The organism is Eubacterium sp. CAG:156 (assembly GCF_000434315.1).
In the GTDB taxonomy this organism is placed as follows: domain Bacteria; phylum Bacillota; class Clostridia; order Lachnospirales; family Lachnospiraceae; genus Eubacterium_U; species Eubacterium_U album.
This window is the reverse complement of record NZ_FR878142.1, coordinates 1-17,981: the sequence shown is the minus strand read 5'-3', so window position 1 is coordinate 17,981 and position 17,981 is coordinate 1. Positions and strand designations below refer to the sequence as shown.

Below are 17,981 nucleotides of genomic sequence, written 5' to 3'. Positions count from 1 at the left end.
ATTAGAAGTCCTCCTTATCAAATGCTCCTGCAACCTGAATTTCAAGTTCCTTTAAGATTTCATCATATCTACTCTGAATATCTTCTTCCTTAGTATATTTAAATCTTCCGATTTGTTCTCTTATTGGAAGTGCTATTAATTTGTCAATTGAAGCACCATTTGAAAGAGCTTCATTTGCCTCATAATAATATCCAAGTACTAATTTCATCATTAAATATTGCTTATTAAGAGAAGTGTATGTGTCAATCTCATGGAATGAGTTCTGATGTAAGAAATCTTCTCTTATTGATCTTGTTGCTTCCATTTTTAGTCTGTCAGGTGCTGAAAGTGCATCCATACCTACCATTTTTACAATTTCTTCCAACTGTGCTTCATCCTGCAAGAGACTCATAAGCTCCTGTCTTAATTTAAGCCATTCTTCTGATACATTTTCTTCGAACCATTTTCCTATATTATCTACATATAAGGAATAACTTGTTAACCAGTTAATTGCAGGAAAATGTCTCTTATAAGCTAATGCTGAATCAAGTCCCCAGAATACCTTTACGATACGAAGTGTAGCCTGAGACACAGGTTCTGAAATATCACCACCCGGAGGAGATACAGCTCCAATTACCGAAAGTGCTCCTTCTCTTCCTTCTTTTCCAAGTGAAATAACCTCACCTGCTCTTTCATAAAACTGAGCAAGTCTTGAACCTAAATATGCCGGATAACCTTCTTCTCCAGGCATTTCTTCGAGTCGTCCTGACATTTCACGAAGTGCTTCTGCCCATCTTGAAGTTGAATCTGCCATAAGTGCTACTGAATATCCCATATCTCTAAAATACTCAGCAATTGTAATTCCTGTATAAATAGAAGCTTCTCTGGCTGCAACAGGCATATCTGATGTATTTGCTATTAATACTGTTCTCTCCATCAGGGAACGTCCTGTCTTTGGGTCCTTTAATTCCGGAAATTCATTAAGTACATCTGTCATCTCATTTCCACGTTCTCCACAACCAATGTATACAACAATATCTGCCTCTGCCCATTTTGCCAACTGATGCTGAATTACTGTTTTTCCTGAACCAAATGGTCCCGGAACTGCTGCTACACCACCTCTTGCAATTGGGAATAATGTATCTACTACTCTCTGACCTGTTACCAATGGTTTTGTTGGTGGAAGTTTCTTTGCATATGGTCTTCCTTTTCTAACCGGCCATTTCTGCATTAATGTAATTTCTTTATCGCCGTCTTTTGTCTCTACAACTGCAACTGTCTCTGTAACTGTATAATTTCCGGCTGTTATTGATTTTATTTTTCCTTTAATTCCATATGGAATCATTATCTTCTGAGTTACAACTTCTGTTTCTTTTACAGTACCAATAACATCTCCTGTTTCAACTTCATCTCCAACATTCATGCAAGGTACAAAATCCCATTTCAAATCACGCTTTAGGGATGGTACTTCAACACCTCTTTTTAAATTGTTTCCTGCAACTTTCATAATATCATCAAGTGGTCTTTGAATTCCATCATATATACTTGCTATAAGTCCGGGTCCTAATTCTACAGATAATGGTGCCTCTGTTGACTCAACTTCTTCTCCCGGTCCTAATCCTGCTGTTTCTTCATATACCTGAATCGAAGCCTGGTCACCATGCATTTCAATGATTTCACCAATAAGACGTTCTTTACTTACTCTTACAACGTCAAACATATTGGCATCTCTCATCCCTTCTGCTATAACTAAAGGTCCCGCAACCTTCTTAATTACTCCTTTGCTCATACTAGTCTCCTTACTGTGAAATAAAATCACTTCACTTTAATTTATGAAAACAAAATATCGCTGCCTACAGCCTGTTCTACACTTGCCTTAACTCCTGCAACTCCTTCCCCGGTATTTCCAAATACGCCGGGAATTAATATTATTGCCGGTGACAGCATTTCTTTATATTTATTTATCTCATGATCAATCTGAACTGCCAGACCTTCCGTCACATAAATAATTTCATATTCGCTTTTAGCCAACACTCTAAGGGTTTTAATTCCCTCTTCCGGGTCGGTTACCGGGAATGTATCCATTCCGATTGCGCCAAACCCATATATACTGTCATAATCACCTAACACTGCAATCTTATACATACATTTTCCTTAACCTTTCCCGAATAAAATCATCACTTAAGTTATTTAACTTTCCGGTCAATATAATTCTAACTGTTTTTATTTCATTTTCTCTTGCAAGAAAATATGCAAGTATCGGGCCTGCCGAAAAAGAATTATATTTTTCCTCTTTGATTTTATCGATTATTCTATTATCACACCATCTCTCAAAAGCTGACGGTGATTCTTTTATATGTTCAGCTGCCTCGCTGTATCCTGCCGATTGTATATAACTGCATATTCCATCAATTCCTGATTCTGCACCTTTAATTAAAGAAGCTTTGCTTAAAGAATCACAGGCAACAATTGCTCTTTCCATGAAATCTTTTGATTTCTTTGTTTTAGCGCATCTTACTGCAACTCTTATATTTGCAACAGCAACCATTTCTTCAGCATATTGTTTTATTAATTTTGAATCTGATTTTGCCCCTTCTTCTTTAACAGCTTCTAATGTTGCTGTATCAATTATTATGTCGCATAACTGACCATCCTGAGTTTGTAGTAACGCCTCTGTCGCTTCATTCGCTACATAAGCCATTCTTTCAGGCAAACTGTCAAAATCTTTTCTTTCAACCATATCCTTCAACTGCTCAGGTGACCATCTGCAATTATCATAATATGCATGCTCTGCTTTATCTCCACTACATACCTGTTTAATTGCTGCTTTTAAATTATGATACTCTCTTGGTACTGTAATTACAGCAAATGCATCTTTCTCATTTACTAACTCATGTATGTCATCCCAGGTTTTCTTTCTCTCAAATGCAAGCATTTCATCTTCTGTTTCCGCCGGTTCTCCATTTCCCCAGCCATGATCATGAAGAAATGCCATACAGCTTTTATAATCTTTACAAGCCATCAACTGTTCAATTACTGAATCAGAAAATAGTGAGACCTCTTTTGCACGAACACGGGCAACCGCATAAGTATAATTGGTTTCTGACATATATTTTCCTCCTCAACTATTTAAACAGGAATCCGTTAATTTCGTCCTGTAAATCATCCTTTTTATTGTGAAATACAGCATCAAAAGTACAATTTTCCACTATATCTCCGTAATCAAGAATCATTCCGTTTTCAATATTTATAGGTTCATTGCTTACTGATAATTTTCCATTATTTTTGTTTGCTGCTTCACTTATCTTTTCCTGAAAATCCTTAGGAAGTCTCTCTAAGTCTTTTTTATTAAGGCACATTTTTCCTTCTGCCGGCTGAGCATATTCCTCTGTCATTTTTATTAAATAACCAAAATATTCCTCATCCGAAGCATTTACCATTTTGTTATATGCCTTATTCATAATATCTGAAATAATTTTTTGTTTTGCTTCAAGATATTTCTGCTTTGCTTCCATTCCGGCTGCTGACTTAATTTTACTAAATAGTAATTTTTCTTCACTCTCAGCCTTTTTTGTCCCTGCAGTCTCTATTTTATCAATTTCAATTTGAGCGTTTTCTTTTATAGAGTCGCAGGTGTCTTGTGCCTTTGCCAAAATATCTGCCGCTTCTTTGTTTGCGTCAGCTTTAATTTGGTTTAATATTTCTTCTAATCCACCCATGGGCAACTCCTTTCTGCTTATATACTTCTATTAAACCGGAATATTACTTACAGAAAGAATTGATATAAGAAGTGCTAAAATAGCGTATGTTTCAACCATTGCAGGGAATAACATTGATTTACCAAACTGTTCAGGTTTCTTAGCTACGATTCCAATACTTGCAACTGCTGTTTTTCCCTGATGTAATCCTGAGATTAAACCAACAACACCGATTGGAAGACATGCTGCTAAAATCATAAGTCCTGTTCCTGTTGAAATTGATGCAAGGTTACCATTTAACAATCCGATTTTACTTAATGTAATAAATGCAACTAATAACCCGTAAATACCCTGTGTGCCGGGAAGAAGCTGTAAAATTAAAACCTTTGAAAACTTACCCGGATCTTCTGTTACTACACCTGCTGCTGCCTGACCTGCAATACCTACACCCATTGCTGATCCTGCACCTGCCAATAAAGTTGCTAATGCTGCGCCAAGAATGGCATAAAAAATTCCTAATTCCATTATTATTTCTCTCCTTTATCTAACTCAACATATTTTGTTTTTAATGTGAATGGATTGAAGGCTCTGCCTCCTCCTTCATAGAATTTTCCGAAAAATTCTACATACTGTAATCTATTTGTATGAACATAGGCTCCTAACAGATTGATTGCAAGGTTTAGTGTATGACCTACAATAAATACTATTATGAAAACTATGATTCCTACCGGGCCGTCACCCACCATACTACCCATGGAGTTTACAACCGATGCAATAACTCCCGTTGCCAGACCTAATGCTAAAAGTCTTGAGTATGACAGTAAATCGCTAAGCCATCCTGTTACATTGTAAATATCATAAGCTCCAAGAGCAATTCTTATAGCCCATTTATTTCCTTTTCTTCTGCCTGACATAAGAAGCAATCCGACAAGTCCTATTATTGTTAATGCTTTTGATAGAATTGAAAGCCATGCCGGGAATACAAATGTCATCTGTGAAATAGATGCAAATAATTCAGTTGGCAATAATAACAATATTAATCCGATTAAAAGTGAATACCACAATAATACATCACATACAAAATCCACTATCTTTTTATCTTTCAAAAGCATATACCCTTTTATTCCAAGTCCCAAAAACATGTGAATAATTCCTATTACCATTGAATACATTAACAGTCTCATCGGATCCTGAAGTGGAACAAACCATAATGCTTTAAGTTCTATATTTTTATGGAAAAATACATTCGATACAACTGTAATTGCATCTCCAAAAAATCCTCCAAATAGCAATCCCCATACTGTAGTTGAAATTCCACAATACATAAACATGTGTAATGATTTGTTTAAAGAATCACTCATTCTCGGGAATTTTTTTATTGCAATAAAGCATGCTAAGAATATTATAAGTCCATAAGCTGCATCACTTAACATCATTCCAAATAAGATATAATAAAATACCGCCATTATTGCGCTTGGGTCAAACTCACCTTTCTTTGGTAAACCAAATGATTCAACAACTCCTTCTACAGGTCTTGTAAAAGCATTATTTTCAAGTAAAACCGGTGGTTGTTCTTTCGCAGATATTTCTTCTGTTTCAACCATAATCGTGAATTTGTCAGTAAGTTTTTCTTTTAACTTCTCAAATTCTTTTTTCGGAATATAACCTGTAATTATAAATACATGTTTTGTTTGAAGAATCCTTCCAAGTACATCGTATTTTTCTGCTCTGCTATTAAAGTAATCAGCCGCTAACTGAATATCCTCTCTATCCTCAGCTAACTGTTTTATTTCTTCAATACGATTATCAATACTGCTTTCAAATTCAGTAATTCTTTTTGTCCATTTTTCTTTAGATACCTGCGGAACACTTCTCATTATCAGCGAAGGTCTTGAAAAATCCATCTGCCTTAACGCTTCCTCAAATTGTTCTGCATCTTTTTTCATACAAAAACCTGCCACACAGGTTTGATTTTTGTCTGAATAAAATACTCTTACATCGTTTGCTTTAGGAAACTTTTCGTTTGACTGGATTTGCTGATATAGCTGTTCCTGAGTAATATTTCCGGGGAACGAACCATAAATAAATGCTGTCTTTTCAGTTCCCGTTGTCGCACCCGGAACATCCATATTTAACCATGGTTTTACAGCTTCTATATTTGCTCTTAATTTCAAAATATCATTTTGTTTTGCTGATATTTCTTTTTGCAAATTAATAATAGCTGATATTTTATCCATTATTTCATCTCTATTATCTGAAATTCTTTTAAATTCATTTGAAGCAACCTGCCTCTTTCCTTCTAGAGATGAAAACATTGATTTCTTTTCCGGTGCATATTGCTCTAATACTTCCAAAGCATTTTCTGCTAAAGCTGCATTTCTTTCAAAACTTGATTTAGCAACACTTGTATCCATCTTGGAAAAACCTTTTTTTACTTTTCTTTCCTTGATTTCAACAGCACCACTTCTTTGAATATATTCTATGATAGGCTTTCGTTCTTTTTTCAGGGCACAAATGCATATTTTTTGCATTTCTAATACTGCCATTTTATCATGCCTCCCTTCTTCTATGCTAATGATGTCAATAGTTAAAAGTTCAAAGCAACAATTCTAAAATTTCATTACTTCTTCCACAGCCTTATTTACAGCTTCATTTTCAAGCACTAAAGCCTTGTCATATAATTCTTTAATACTTTTTTTGCTGTCCTTTTTAATTATTTCTGCTTCCTTTTCTCCTCTTTCTCTGGCTTTCTGACAATATTCTTCAATTTTGTCCTTCTGCCTTTTTGTTGCATCATCAATACTTTTTTGAGCATCTTCGTTTGCCTTTTTTATATTATTTTCAGCATCTTCGTTTGCTTTGTTAACAATTTCTTCACCTTGTTTTTCAGCTTTTTTAATGGAAGCCATTGTTTCTTTAATCATTAATACACCACCTTTCTATTGCTTGATTTCATAAGCTATAATAATTTTAATTCATAAACATTTATAGCCTATATTCTCTGTAAATTTCTACATCTTAAATTGAATTATACTATACAAATTTTTTCTTAAAAATATACAAATTTCGTCAAATGTATAACAAATAAATGCAATTTTCTTTCACTGTAATGTATTACAATCTTCACTTAAAATGTAAATTCATACTGTTGCTATATATTTTATCTTTTCTCTAATATATTCTTTTCATTTATCTTGTGTTTATTCTATTTTGATAAATATAAACACCAAAAAAAGCAACAACCTATCAATTAAGACAGATTGTCGCTTCCGTTTATTTATCTAATAATTTTCTTCCCATAAGAACACCCATAACAGATGCCATCATAAGACCTCTTGTCCATCCTGAAGAATCTCCAAGACAATGTAAACCTTTAATGTTTGTATTAAGGTTTTCGTCCATTTTTACTTTATTTGAATAAAATTTTAACTCAGGGCTATATAACAATGTTTCTGTTGAAGCGAATCCCGGAACAACTTTATCAAGCATTTTTATAAATTCAATGATATTTGTCATTGCTCTGTATGGCATTGCCGCTGTTATATCACCTGCTACTGCATCTTTAAGTGTAGGTTTAACATTACTCTGTGCTAATTCTTTAGGCCATGTTCGCTTGCCGTCAAGAATATCTCCGTATCTTTGCACCATAATATGTCCTGCACCTAACATATTTGTCAATTCTCCAACCTTCTGGGCATATTCAATCGGCTTGTTGAATGGCTCAGTAAAGTTATGGCTTACAAGTATTGCAAGGTTTGTATTATTACTCTTCTTTTCCTTAAAGCTATGACCATTTACTACAGCCAAATCATTGTCATAATTTTCCTGCGCAACAAATCCTCCCGGATTTTGGCAGAATGTACGTACCTTATTTTTCCATGGTCTTGGATATCCGATAAGCTTTGACTCATAAAGTACTTCGTTAACCTTTTCCATTACTTCATTTCTGCATTCTACACGCACACCGATATCAACTGTTCCCGGTTTATGTGCAATATTATGTTCTGCACATAGTTTTTCTAACCAATCAGCTCCTCTTCTTCCTGTTGCAATAACAACTTCATCTGCATAATAATGAACACTTTCATTACCTTCTCTTAAGATAACACCTTTACAGCCTTCTTCATCGAGAATGATATTTTCACATTCTATTTCAAATTTCATTTCAACACCATGCTGTAACAACCATTCCTGAATATTGTAATAAAGCTGCTGTGCCTTTTCCGTTCCCAAATGTCTGATTGGGCAGTCTACTAACTTAAGACCTGCCTTAATTGCATTCTTTCTTATTTCCTTGATGTCTTCTCCCTCGTAAATTCCTTCTACATGTGGGTCTGCACCAAATTCCAAATAGATTGTATCTGTATAGTCAATTAATTCCTGTGCAAATTCTTCTCCAATAAGCATCGGCAAATCTCCACCTACTTCATATGACAAGCTTAACTTACCATCTGAAAAAGCTCCTGCTCCGGAGAACCCTGTAGTTATTGCACAATTTGGCTTACAATTAACACAATGCCCTACCTCTGCTTTTGGGCAATGTCTTTTTTCTACAGCTTTTCCTTTTTCTACCAAAAGAATCTTTTTGTCACTATTATTCTTTAATAATTCTAATGCTGTAAAGATTCCTGCCGGTCCTGCACCTACAATAATCAAGTCATAATGCATACACAATCAACTCCTGTTCTTTAAATTTGTTATGCGTCACTTTTCCCCGGACGCTACAAAACCGGATTCGTAAAGAATCCGGTTTGTTGTTTTATATCGTGATTTCTTACGTCTTATTATATCACAAATACATATGTTTATTCAAGAATTTTATTTCTCAATCAAATATTTATATATCGCTTCTGCAACCCCGTCATGGTCATTATCAGCAACTTTAATATCTGCTATCTTTTGTACATTTTCATTTGCATTACCCATAGCTATGGCAAGTCCTGCAGTTTTTAATATATCTAAATCATTATCTGCATCTCCAACAGCAATTGATTGTTCAATTCCCATATTTAAATACTCACATAATTTCTTTAATCCAAAGCCCTTTGTAACACCAAGAGGTGATATTTCAAGCGATGTTTCTTCCGCATCCAACATTTCTATTGGCAAGCCCTGTAATTTTTTTCTTGTATTTTCCCTATCCTGTGGAGTTGTATGGAACAAATTTATTTTTTCAATTCCCTGCTTATCTTCATAATGAAATTTTATTGTATCTTCTACTTTTGTGCATACTTTTTCATACATAGGTATATAAACACCCATATGATATTTATCCATTTTTGGTATTAACTTCTCAGGTGAAACTGAACGTCCTTGCGAAATCAAATGCACAAAAACATCTTTATCCTTAACTGCATCAAACACTTTATCTACTATGCTTTCATCTAAATTTACAACTGAAATCATTTCATCTTTTTTCAAATTATAAACTAATGCTCCACTTTCGAGTATTGCATATTCCATATCTTTTAACTGTTCTCTATATTCAGCTATTTCAGCTACACCACGTCCTGTAGACAATGCAACATGTTTTCCATTCGCTATTGCCTCTTTTATAGCCAATACAACACCGGGAGTAATTTTCTTTTCTGAATTAAGCAAAGTTCCATCCATATCCAACCCAATTAATTCGTATTTCATTTTCTTCCTCCTATTTTCAAATTTTCTATCAAAGACATACTATATTCTAAGAATTTAGAGTGCTACGTATGTTAGTTTGTGTAAGAATTCTTTCGTTAGTCTTTCTTAAATACGCAGTATCTCTATACAGTAATTTCAGCGGTCTGAACAGGAATTACCTTTCTTAAATCTTCAAGTGTAATTTCTACCTGATAGCCGATTTTTCCACCACTTACGCAAAATTTTTCTACATTTTCTACACTCGAATCAATTGTTGTTTTAAATAATTTTTTCATTCCAATCGGTGAGCATCCACCATGAATATATCCTGTAAGCGGTAAAAGTTCCTTTGATTTTATCATTTGTATTGATTTTTCTCCTACAGCTTTTGCTGCCTTTTTTAAATCAAGTTCTTTTTCTACAGGTACAATAAATACATAGTGATTTTTTGTCTTTCCTTCTGTAACCAATGTTTTAAAAACACAATCCGGATTTTGTCCTAATGCTTTTGCGACCTCAGTTCCGCTTATTGCATCTGTGTCTCCATAATAATAATGCTGATATTTAATCTTCTTACTGTCTAATACTCTCATTACATTTGTTTTCTCGTCTTTTGCTTTCATTTTCTCTCTCCTTACGAAAATATGTCATCATTTCTCTTGTAAGACTTATCTTTTCTTCATCGTCCGGAACGTCTTTATAATTAACCCATTCTGCTACGGACAATTCATCTTCATCAATTGTAATTTTCCTATCGCCATCTAGTTTTGCAAAGAATCCCATAAGGACATTACCATCATACCCCCATGGTTGGCTTTTATAATATGTTATATCTTTAATATGCACTCCTGTTTCTTCAAACACTTCCCTTGCAACCGTTTCTTCGATAGTCTCTCCTATCTCTGTAAACCCTGCAATTAGAGCATATCTTTTATACTCTCTGTCTGCATATTTTGTTAATAATATTTTATCATTGTCCGTCACTCCTACTATAACTGCCGGAGCGATTTTTGGGAATACCTGATTTCCACATTTAGGACATTTTAGCATTCTTATTTTTTCATCATGTTCCATATTACAACCACATGCCCCACAAAATTTATTAGACTTATACCACATATTTAAATGCCATCCTGTTGCTGCTGCCATTACTTTAGCCATTGGTTTCATTGTTCTTGTCTTAAACATTGGTACATACTCAAATCCATCAGCTTCTATTTCGTTTTTTTCATAGAAATATGAATCATTTCCTATACTAAAAAAATAAACCAAGGTATCATCCCCCTGATTTATCTGTTTATACTTCTCATATGTTAAATATTCTAGTGTTTCTGCCTTTTTAGATAACAATACCCTTCTCCCACTGTAACTTAATACATAATCATTATCTTTAGGCTTAATATTTTTATATTGATTGTTTAGTTTTGGTTCTATGTCCTGTATCATATTTACCTCAACTTTCCCTGCTTATTTTAACCGGTTATCAATCTAAGAAAAATTAATAACCGGTTATTTTAATGTTTATATTTATTATTTTGCAAATTAGTGTTTATGATATTTTCTTCCATCTTCTTCGTATTTAGGTTCACATGTAAGCTGTATTCCTAATCTCTTAAATGTCTGTTCATCTACTGATGTAAGCAATACTGTAGAATGTGCCTGACATCCTTTTAACTTATGAAGCTGCTTCATTGCTACCTTTGCAACTTCACTATTTGCTGCTGTTGATGATAAAGCAATTAAAATTTCATCTGTATGAAGTCGTGGATTCTGGCTTCCTAAATACTGTGTCTTTAATGTCTGAATTGGTTCAATAGCCTGTGGTGATACTAATTTAACATCATCCTCGATTTTACCTAATTTCTTAACTGCATTTAATAATGCTGCTGCAGATGAGCCAAGCAAATCACTTGTTTTTCCTGTAATCATTGTTCCATCTTCAAGCTCAATAGCTACTGCAGGACTACCTGTTTTTTCTTCAATTTCTTTAGCTACTTTTGCTACTTTTCTGTCATCAATAGTCACTCCTGCCTGCTGCATCAAAAGTTCTAATTTATATATATCATCTTTTGTTTCACCATTACGTTTTTTATCGCATAAACATTTATAATATCTTCGTAAAATTTCCTGCTGTGATGCTTCACAACATACTTCATCATCCACAATACAGTTACCAGCCATGTTAACACCCATGTCTGTAGGTGATTTATATGGACTTTCACCTGCAATAAGTTCAAACATTGCATTAACAACAGGGAATATTTCTATATCTCTATTATAGTTAACTGTAGTCTTTCCATACGCTTCTAAATGAAATGGATCAATCATGTTTACATCATTAAGATCTGCTGTTGCTGCTTCATATGCAAGGTTAACAGGGTGCTTAAGTGGAATATTCCATATAGGAAATGTTTCAAATTTAGCGTATCCTGCTTCAATTCCTTTTTTATGCTCATGATATAACTGTGAAAGACATGTTGCCATCTTTCCACTTCCGGGACCCGGTGCAGTAATAACTACTAAAGGTCTCTCTGTTTCTATATAATCATTCTTTCCATATCCTTCATCACTTACAATATGGTTTACATCGCTTGGATATCCCGGGATCTTATAATGTCTGTATGACTTAATTCCAAGTTCTTTTAATCTCTGTTGGAATAATTCTGCTGATGGCTGTCCTGCAAATTTTGTAAGGCATACACTTCCTACAAAAAGACCAACTGACTGAAATTCGTCAATAAGTCTTAATACATCTAAATCATATGTTATTCCATAATCGCCTCTTACTTTATTTTCTTCAATGTCTTCCGCACTAATTACTATAACAACTTCTGCCTGGTCTTTTAACTGTAATAACATCTGTAATTTTGAATCAGGCTGAAATCCCGGAAGAACTCTTGATGCATGATAATCATCAAATAATTTTCCACCAAATTCTAAATATAACTTATTTCCAAATTTTTCAATTCTCTCTCTGATATGCTCTGACTGCATTTTTAAATACTTGTCATTATCAAATCCAATTTTCATTTACTTAACCTCTACCTTTTCTAATTGACTTTAGAATAATTCCGAATTAAATTCTTATTTCTATTCAATAATTACATAAGCATCATCTTCGGCTAATATATCTTTTGTTTTAATCTCATTTTCCTATTCTATCAGAAAAACATTAATAAATGAAGAGTCTATATATTAATTTATCTAAAAATAATAACAGTCCGGCCATATAGCATAAACTGTTATAATCCATGCTATTATATGGTCGAACTGTTTTATTTTACTTATTTGTCATAATTTTTTCTAAATCTTTTTCTGGTGTACTAATAGGTGAAATGTTATAATTTTCCACTAAATAATTCAATATATTTGGTGATATAAAAGCAGGAAGCGTTGGTCCTAAATATATGTTTTTGATTCCAAGATGTAATAATGTTAATAAAATACATACTGCCTTCTGTTCATACCATGATAAAATCATTGATAATGGCAAATCATTAACTTCACATTCAAATGCCTGTGCTAACGCAATTGCAACTTTTATAGCTCCATATGCGTCATTACACTGACCCATATCCATAATCCTTGGTAATCCATTAATATCTCCCAAATCTAAATCATTAAATCTGTATTTGCCACATGCAAGTGTTAAAATAATAGAATCTTTTGGTGACTGTTTAACAAATTCTGTATAATAATTTCTTCCAACTCTTGCTCCGTCACATCCTCCAACTAAAAAGAAATGACTTATATCTTTATTCTTAACTCCTTCAATAACCTTATCTGCAACTCCAAGAACTGTTCCATGTCCAAATCCAGTCATGACATATTTCCCACCATTTATTCCTGTCATCATTTTATCTTCTTCGTATCCACCAAGTTCAAGTGCTTTATTTATTACCGGAGTAAAATCCTTCTCGTCTCCGATATGAACCATTTCAGGATATGAAACAACTTCTGTTGTAAACACTCTGTCAGCATAACTTGGTTTAACCGGCATAAGACAGTTAGTTGTAAATAGTACAGGACCTTTGATATCGTCAAATTCCTTTTGCTGATTCTGCCATGCAGTACCAAAATTTCCTTTCAAATGAGGATATTTCTTTAACTCTGGATAGCCATGTGCAGGAAGCATTTCCCCATGAGTATATATATTTATTCCTTTTCCCTCTGTCTGCTGTAATAACAATTCTAAATCTTTTAAATCATGTCCTGAAATTACAATAAACGGTCCCTTTTCTATAGTTAATGGGACTTTTACCGGAGTAGGATTTCCATAACTTTCTGTATTTGCCCTATCAAGTAATTCCATGCATTTTAAATTCTTTTCTCCCACTTCAAGCGCTACTGACAGAAGTTGTCCAACTTCCATATCATAAGTAATAACTGATAACGCTTTGTAAAAGAAGTCGTTCACCTCTTCATCTTCATACCCTAAAACCATGGCATGATATGCATACGCTGCCATCCCTCTTATTCCAAATAAAATAAGTGATTTTAATGAGCGGATATCCTCATCTTCATTCCACAATAAATTCATATCATAATCTTCGGTACTTCCACAAGGCATCGCACACGCATTGCAGTTTGGTGCAATTGCATTTTTTTCTAAATGAACTTTATCTATCATTTCTTTTAATGTTTCATCATTAAAATTAACATTCGTTATAGTTGTAAAAAGACCTTCTATTATAATTTTGTCTGTTTCTTTTCTTTTAGGATTATGGCTTGTACTTTTTGCCAGTCCTATTATTGCACCTGTAAGTTTGTCCTGCAACTTAGATGTATCGGCTGACTTTCCGCACACTCCCATCGCTCCTGTACAGCCTGTACATCCGGCTGTCTGTTCACATTGAAAACAAAACATTTTATCCATCTGATTAAATTCCTTTCTGATGTAAAATTGATACATGCAGATAGTATTATAATTCGAATAACATTTCCGTTGTTTTAACAACATTTTTCAAATTATTAATTGGCATTTTTTGCATTTGGATATATTTTTTCCATTCTGGCATCATTGTAATTCTCATCAATCCACATCTGCCACTGCTTTGTTGCCACTATTCCATTTTCTCTCTGTTCATATCTATGAAGCACCATACATGTTGCAACGACATCCACACTCATAAATAAAATCAATATCCATGTACATATTTTTCCCGGCTTTACAGGAATTTTTTCAATTAAATCTGATAATTTAGGGTAACATGTTTTAAACCATATAACTGCTGCCATTCCCCAGAAAAAACAATATAAAAGATTTATTCTTCCCCCTAAGTTAAACGGTATTTTGCTGTAATCCCAAAATATCTTTCCAAATACAATTTCGGTAAATACACTACACAAATATTCATATGCTCCCCCTAAACACGTTCCCATTATAAATAAGAAACTATCACTTTTTTCTCTATATTTATAGAGCATTGCCGTTACGATTGCAATTGCCAATCCCCAGACTATACTGAACTGTCCCCATATTACACTGCTTCTTCTCATCCATACTCCTGCTGTAACCCTGCAAAATATTGTTTCAGTTACATCTCCAAGAAATGAGCCGATAAAAAACAGTAATGCAATTTTATAAAAATCACATCCCCTTGCAAATACACTCTTATCCTTTTCCTTTTTCTCTACTTTAGAAGATTTTGGATAAGCTTTATCTATACGCAGATTTATTCTTTTGGCAATCCATTTTTCAAGTTTTAAACTAATTTCCGTAAATTTATTATTTGCTTCAATTATTTTATCTACGCCTTTACCTTCAAATTTAATGATAATTGAAGAAAATACTATATCTGCAATAAGGCATCCTGTTATAATCCATAAAATTATATGCATTAAAAGTTCCGGAAATAATTTGTACAAATCAAGTAACAGACTATCTCCAAACTTAACAACTATGTATCCTAGCACGCCCCATACTGCTGCCATTGGAACGCATACATATCCTTCAAAATTCCATTTAATATCTGAATAATCCCACCATTTTTCGTGGTATATTTTTTCAACTAAATGTCCACCAAACCATTCAACAACAGATGCATATATAGCAGCAAATAAAATCAACCAAATTCCTGTAAGTTCGTGTAATGTTGTTGATATTAAAACTGCACTTATACCATATATAATACAAAATGGTCCGTTTATAAGACCTCTGTTTACTACTTTTCTTTCCTTAATTGTTGCAAATACCGTTTCTAAAATCCATCCTAAAAAAGAATAACTTAAAAACAGCCACATAAATTCATAACCTGTAAGGTTGTCCATATTACTTTTCTCCTTCGTGCTTCCTCAATTTATCTTTATAATACAGGATTGCATTCATCTGTAACGTCTAACAATCCTTAAGACTTTTTATAAAGTTATCCTTATTTAAGAATTACTTCCATCTGTGTTTCTTTTACAAACATTCCCATTTTTTCATAAAATACACGGGCATTATCATTTCCTTCCCATACATTCAAAGTAACATCGTAACATCCTATTTCTTTTGCATAATTAAGAACATACTTATAAAGAATAGTACCTACATGCTTGCCTCTGCACTCTTCATCCACGCACAAGTCATCTATATATAAAGTCTTAAAATCAATCATATTTGTACTAAATGGTTGTCTTTTTATAATGCAAAATGCATATCCTACAACTTCACTATTATTTATAGCAACAAATACAGGTGTATCATCATTTTTAAAAATATTAGTCAATTCTTCTTTTGTATATTTCGTTGTACCTGATATAAAGATATCCGGTCTTAATTTAGCATGTAGTTCAAGTACTTCGCTTAATAACTTACTTACTTTTTCTATATCTTTTATTTCTGCTTTTCTAACGGTAACTTCCATTGCATTTCTCCTCAAACTATAAAAAATTTAAATAATTATTTTTAACCTATGTACTTTATATAATACAACAATTTATACACATATCGCTACTTATTTATTTTTAAGACTTTGTATTTTTTTCTTATCTATTTTTTTCATAAAAACGCAGGCTATAATACATGACAATGCCTCTGCTATTGGAAATGTCATCCATACTAACCATATATAGCTTATGTCTTTCGTTGCAATTAGTGAAAATCCCCATGCAACCGGCAATACAAATAAAAACTGTCGACATATTGAAATTAACAATGATTCCATTCCTCCTTCAAGTGCCTGGAATATACCCTGAAATGCAATATTTGCACCCGCAAATACAAAACTTATAGAAATAACTCTTATTGCACTGACACATAATTGCTGTGTTTCTCCTGATAATCCAAATACTTTTGAGAAAGGATTTGCAAATATTTCAAGTACAACTGTTCCTGCAATCATTATTATTAACGTGTAAATTAATCCATATTTAATTCCTTTTTTAACTCTTTCTTTACTTCTCATTCCATGGTTGAAGGATACTATTGGTGTAATTGCATCTCTTAATCCGAACGCTGCAAATAAAATAAATTGCTGTATTTTGTAATACAAACCATACGCAGTTACTGCTGTCTCACTTATTCTAACAAGTATTATATTTAATCCATATGTCATAAATGACATTAGAGCCTGTGCTATAATTGCAGGCAAACCAATCATATATATTTCCTTTATTATTTTTGAAGAAGGTTTGATATTTTTCATCATTCCCTTTATTTCTTTGTTAAATTTAACGTGGAAAATAATTGCTACCAAAAATGACACTACTTGCCCTATTACTGTCGCATATGCTGCTCCGGCAACTCCCATTTCAGGTACACCTAATAATCCATATATTAAAATAGGATCTAAAATCATATTTGTTACTGCCCCTGATATCTGTGCAATAGTTGAATATACGGAACGTCCTGTTGCCTGTAACATTTTTTCAAATATTGAAAAGAATACTATCCCAACAGATAAAATACAACAAATTTTTAAATACTCAACCGCCATATTTTTTATTAGTAAATTATTCGTCTGTGTTGATACATAAAAATTTGCACCAAATATTCCAAAAACAAGAAATACTATATATATTATTACACCTAAAAATATTGTGTTTCCTGCAACTTTAGATGCTTTTTTTAAATTTCCACTTCCTAAATTCTTAGAAAGCAATGCATTCATTCCAACACCTGTACCAATTGCTATTGCAACCATCATCATTTGAACTGGAAATGCTAATGTCAGTGCATTTAATGCTGCTTCGCCATTATCATGCATATTTGAAACAAATGCACTATCCACAATATTATATACTGCCTGTAATACCATTGATAAAATCATTGGTGCTCCCATCGTTAGCATCAATTTATTTATCTTCATCGTCCCCATCTTGTTTTTTTCTTTGTTTTCTTCCACTTTTTCTTTTCCTCCTTTTAAATCAGTGAATGGCAAAATTTACTTTTGACACTCATATCATATTATGTTATACACAATGAGCCGAATAGCTTAATTTTTTTGCAAAACAAAAAGCGCAAATCCATATCTGGATTTACGCTTTACGCTACTCGATTCGTTTGATATTTTAGCAAAATTTTTTATAAATTTCAAAGACTTTTTAAATAATTAATATTAATAAAATATTGAATCATTATATTTAATTTTTTCTTCTAATTTATCTTTATAAGTTTTACTCTTTATATAGTTTACCATTCCCGCTATTATTTCAATTAATCCTACTATTTCAAAAGGCTATGTCACAACAAACAGTTGATAA

16 protein-coding genes are annotated in these 17,981 nt (G+C 33.1%); all 16 read right to left on the bottom strand.

Features of this window, described 5'->3' with window-relative positions:
- Window position 1: 1 nt before the first annotated feature.
- Window positions 2-1,768, bottom strand: coding sequence for a V-type ATP synthase subunit A (locus tag ABMA45_RS02345; protein ID WP_022088275.1), 1,767 nt, complete (start codon window positions 1,766-1,768; stop codon window positions 2-4).
- 41 nt (window positions 1,769-1,809) lie between these two features.
- A complete protein-coding gene (locus tag ABMA45_RS02340; RefSeq protein WP_022088274.1) occupies window positions 1,810-2,124 on the bottom strand; it encodes a V-type ATP synthase subunit F in 315 nt (104 codons plus the stop codon).
- Window positions 2,117-3,088, bottom strand: coding sequence for a V-type ATPase subunit (locus ABMA45_RS02335; protein ID WP_022088273.1), 972 nt, complete (start codon window positions 3,086-3,088; stop codon window positions 2,117-2,119). The genes ABMA45_RS02340 and ABMA45_RS02335 overlap by 8 nt, the downstream gene beginning before the upstream one ends.
- Window positions 3,089-3,104: 16 nt before the next feature.
- A complete protein-coding gene (locus ABMA45_RS02330; protein WP_022088272.1) occupies window positions 3,105-3,698 on the bottom strand; it encodes a V-type ATP synthase subunit E in 594 nt (197 codons plus the stop codon).
- A gap of 30 nt (window positions 3,699-3,728) precedes the next feature.
- Window positions 3,729-4,205 (bottom strand): V-type ATP synthase subunit K, encoded by a 477-nt coding sequence (locus ABMA45_RS02325; RefSeq protein ID WP_336306542.1) that lies wholly within the window; start codon window positions 4,203-4,205, stop codon window positions 3,729-3,731.
- Window positions 4,205-6,223 (bottom strand): V-type ATP synthase subunit I, encoded by a 2,019-nt coding sequence (locus ABMA45_RS02320; RefSeq protein WP_022088270.1) that lies wholly within the window; start codon window positions 6,221-6,223, stop codon window positions 4,205-4,207. The genes ABMA45_RS02325 and ABMA45_RS02320 overlap by 1 nt, the downstream gene beginning before the upstream one ends.
- Before the next feature lie 63 nt (window positions 6,224-6,286).
- Complete coding sequence (locus tag ABMA45_RS02315) at window positions 6,287-6,601, bottom strand: hypothetical protein (RefSeq protein WP_022088269.1); 315 nt, start codon at window positions 6,599-6,601, stop codon at window positions 6,287-6,289.
- Between the two features lie 349 nt (window positions 6,602-6,950).
- Window positions 6,951-8,345, bottom strand: a complete 1,395-nt coding sequence (locus tag ABMA45_RS02310) for an NAD(P)/FAD-dependent oxidoreductase (RefSeq protein WP_022088268.1) — start codon at window positions 8,343-8,345, stop codon at window positions 6,951-6,953.
- A 150-nt stretch (window positions 8,346-8,495) separates the two neighbouring features.
- A complete protein-coding gene (locus tag ABMA45_RS02305; RefSeq protein WP_022088267.1) occupies window positions 8,496-9,317 on the bottom strand; it encodes a Cof-type HAD-IIB family hydrolase in 822 nt (273 codons plus the stop codon).
- A 122-nt stretch (window positions 9,318-9,439) separates the two neighbouring features.
- Window positions 9,440-9,919, bottom strand: a complete 480-nt coding sequence (ybaK, locus tag ABMA45_RS02300; protein WP_022088266.1) for a Cys-tRNA(Pro) deacylase — start codon at window positions 9,917-9,919, stop codon at window positions 9,440-9,442.
- Window positions 9,870-10,742 (bottom strand): NAD(+) diphosphatase, encoded by an 873-nt coding sequence (gene nudC, locus ABMA45_RS02295; RefSeq protein ID WP_022088265.1) that lies wholly within the window; start codon window positions 10,740-10,742, stop codon window positions 9,870-9,872. The genes ybaK and nudC overlap by 50 nt, the downstream gene beginning before the upstream one ends.
- Window positions 10,743-10,838: 96 nt before the next feature.
- Window positions 10,839-12,326 carry a DUF1846 domain-containing protein gene (locus ABMA45_RS02290; RefSeq protein WP_022088264.1) on the bottom strand — a complete coding sequence of 496 codons (1,488 nt, stop codon included), beginning with the start codon at window positions 12,324-12,326 and terminating at the stop codon, window positions 10,839-10,841.
- A 250-nt stretch (window positions 12,327-12,576) separates the two neighbouring features.
- Entirely contained in the window at window positions 12,577-14,172 is a 1,596-nt protein-coding gene (gene hcp / locus ABMA45_RS02285; RefSeq protein WP_022088263.1) for a hydroxylamine reductase, read from the bottom strand.
- Between the two features lie 95 nt (window positions 14,173-14,267).
- A complete protein-coding gene (locus tag ABMA45_RS02280; RefSeq protein WP_022088262.1) occupies window positions 14,268-15,566 on the bottom strand; it encodes a putative ABC transporter permease in 1,299 nt (432 codons plus the stop codon).
- Between the two features lie 101 nt (window positions 15,567-15,667).
- Window positions 15,668-16,144, bottom strand: coding sequence for a GNAT family N-acetyltransferase (locus ABMA45_RS02275; protein ID WP_022088261.1), 477 nt, complete (start codon window positions 16,142-16,144; stop codon window positions 15,668-15,670).
- A 90-nt stretch (window positions 16,145-16,234) separates the two neighbouring features.
- Window positions 16,235-17,596, bottom strand: a complete 1,362-nt coding sequence (locus ABMA45_RS02270; protein WP_348029902.1) for an MATE family efflux transporter — start codon at window positions 17,594-17,596, stop codon at window positions 16,235-16,237.
- Between the last annotated feature and the right edge of the window lie 385 nt (window positions 17,597-17,981).

Bases quoted from the DNA above. Each gene is read 5' to 3' on its own strand.
- ABMA45_RS02345 (WP_022088275.1), bottom strand. From the start codon at position 1,768: ATGAGCAAAGGAGTAATTAAGAAGGTTGCGGGACCTTTAGTTATAGCA.
- ABMA45_RS02340 (WP_022088274.1), bottom strand. From the start codon at position 2,124: ATGTATAAGATTGCAGTGTTAGGTGATTATGACAGTATATATGGGTTT.
- ABMA45_RS02335 (WP_022088273.1), bottom strand. From the start codon at position 3,088: ATGTCAGAAACCAATTATACTTATGCGGTTGCCCGTGTTCGTGCAAAA.
- ABMA45_RS02330 (WP_022088272.1), bottom strand. From the start codon at position 3,698: ATGGGTGGATTAGAAGAAATATTAAACCAAATTAAAGCTGACGCAAAC.
- ABMA45_RS02320 (WP_022088270.1), bottom strand. From the start codon at position 6,223: ATGGCAGTATTAGAAATGCAAAAAATATGCATTTGTGCCCTGAAAAAA.
- ABMA45_RS02315 (WP_022088269.1), bottom strand. From the start codon at position 6,601: ATGATTAAAGAAACAATGGCTTCCATTAAAAAAGCTGAAAAACAAGGT.
- ABMA45_RS02310 (WP_022088268.1), bottom strand. From the start codon at position 8,345: ATGCATTATGACTTGATTATTGTAGGTGCAGGACCGGCAGGAATCTTT.
- ABMA45_RS02305 (WP_022088267.1), bottom strand. From the start codon at position 9,317: ATGAAATACGAATTAATTGGGTTGGATATGGATGGAACTTTGCTTAAT.
- ybaK (WP_022088266.1), bottom strand. From the start codon at position 9,919: ATGAAAGCAAAAGACGAGAAAACAAATGTAATGAGAGTATTAGACAGT.
- nudC (WP_022088265.1), bottom strand. From the start codon at position 10,742: ATGATACAGGACATAGAACCAAAACTAAACAATCAATATAAAAATATT.
- ABMA45_RS02290 (WP_022088264.1), bottom strand. From the start codon at position 12,326: ATGAAAATTGGATTTGATAATGACAAGTATTTAAAAATGCAGTCAGAG.
- hcp (WP_022088263.1), bottom strand. From the start codon at position 14,172: ATGGATAAAATGTTTTGTTTTCAATGTGAACAGACAGCCGGATGTACA.
- ABMA45_RS02280 (WP_022088262.1), bottom strand. From the start codon at position 15,566: ATGGACAACCTTACAGGTTATGAATTTATGTGGCTGTTTTTAAGTTAT.
- ABMA45_RS02275 (WP_022088261.1), bottom strand. From the start codon at position 16,144: ATGGAAGTTACCGTTAGAAAAGCAGAAATAAAAGATATAGAAAAAGTA.
- ABMA45_RS02270 (WP_348029902.1), bottom strand. From the start codon at position 17,596: ATGGGGACGATGAAGATAAATAAATTGATGCTAACGATGGGAGCACCA.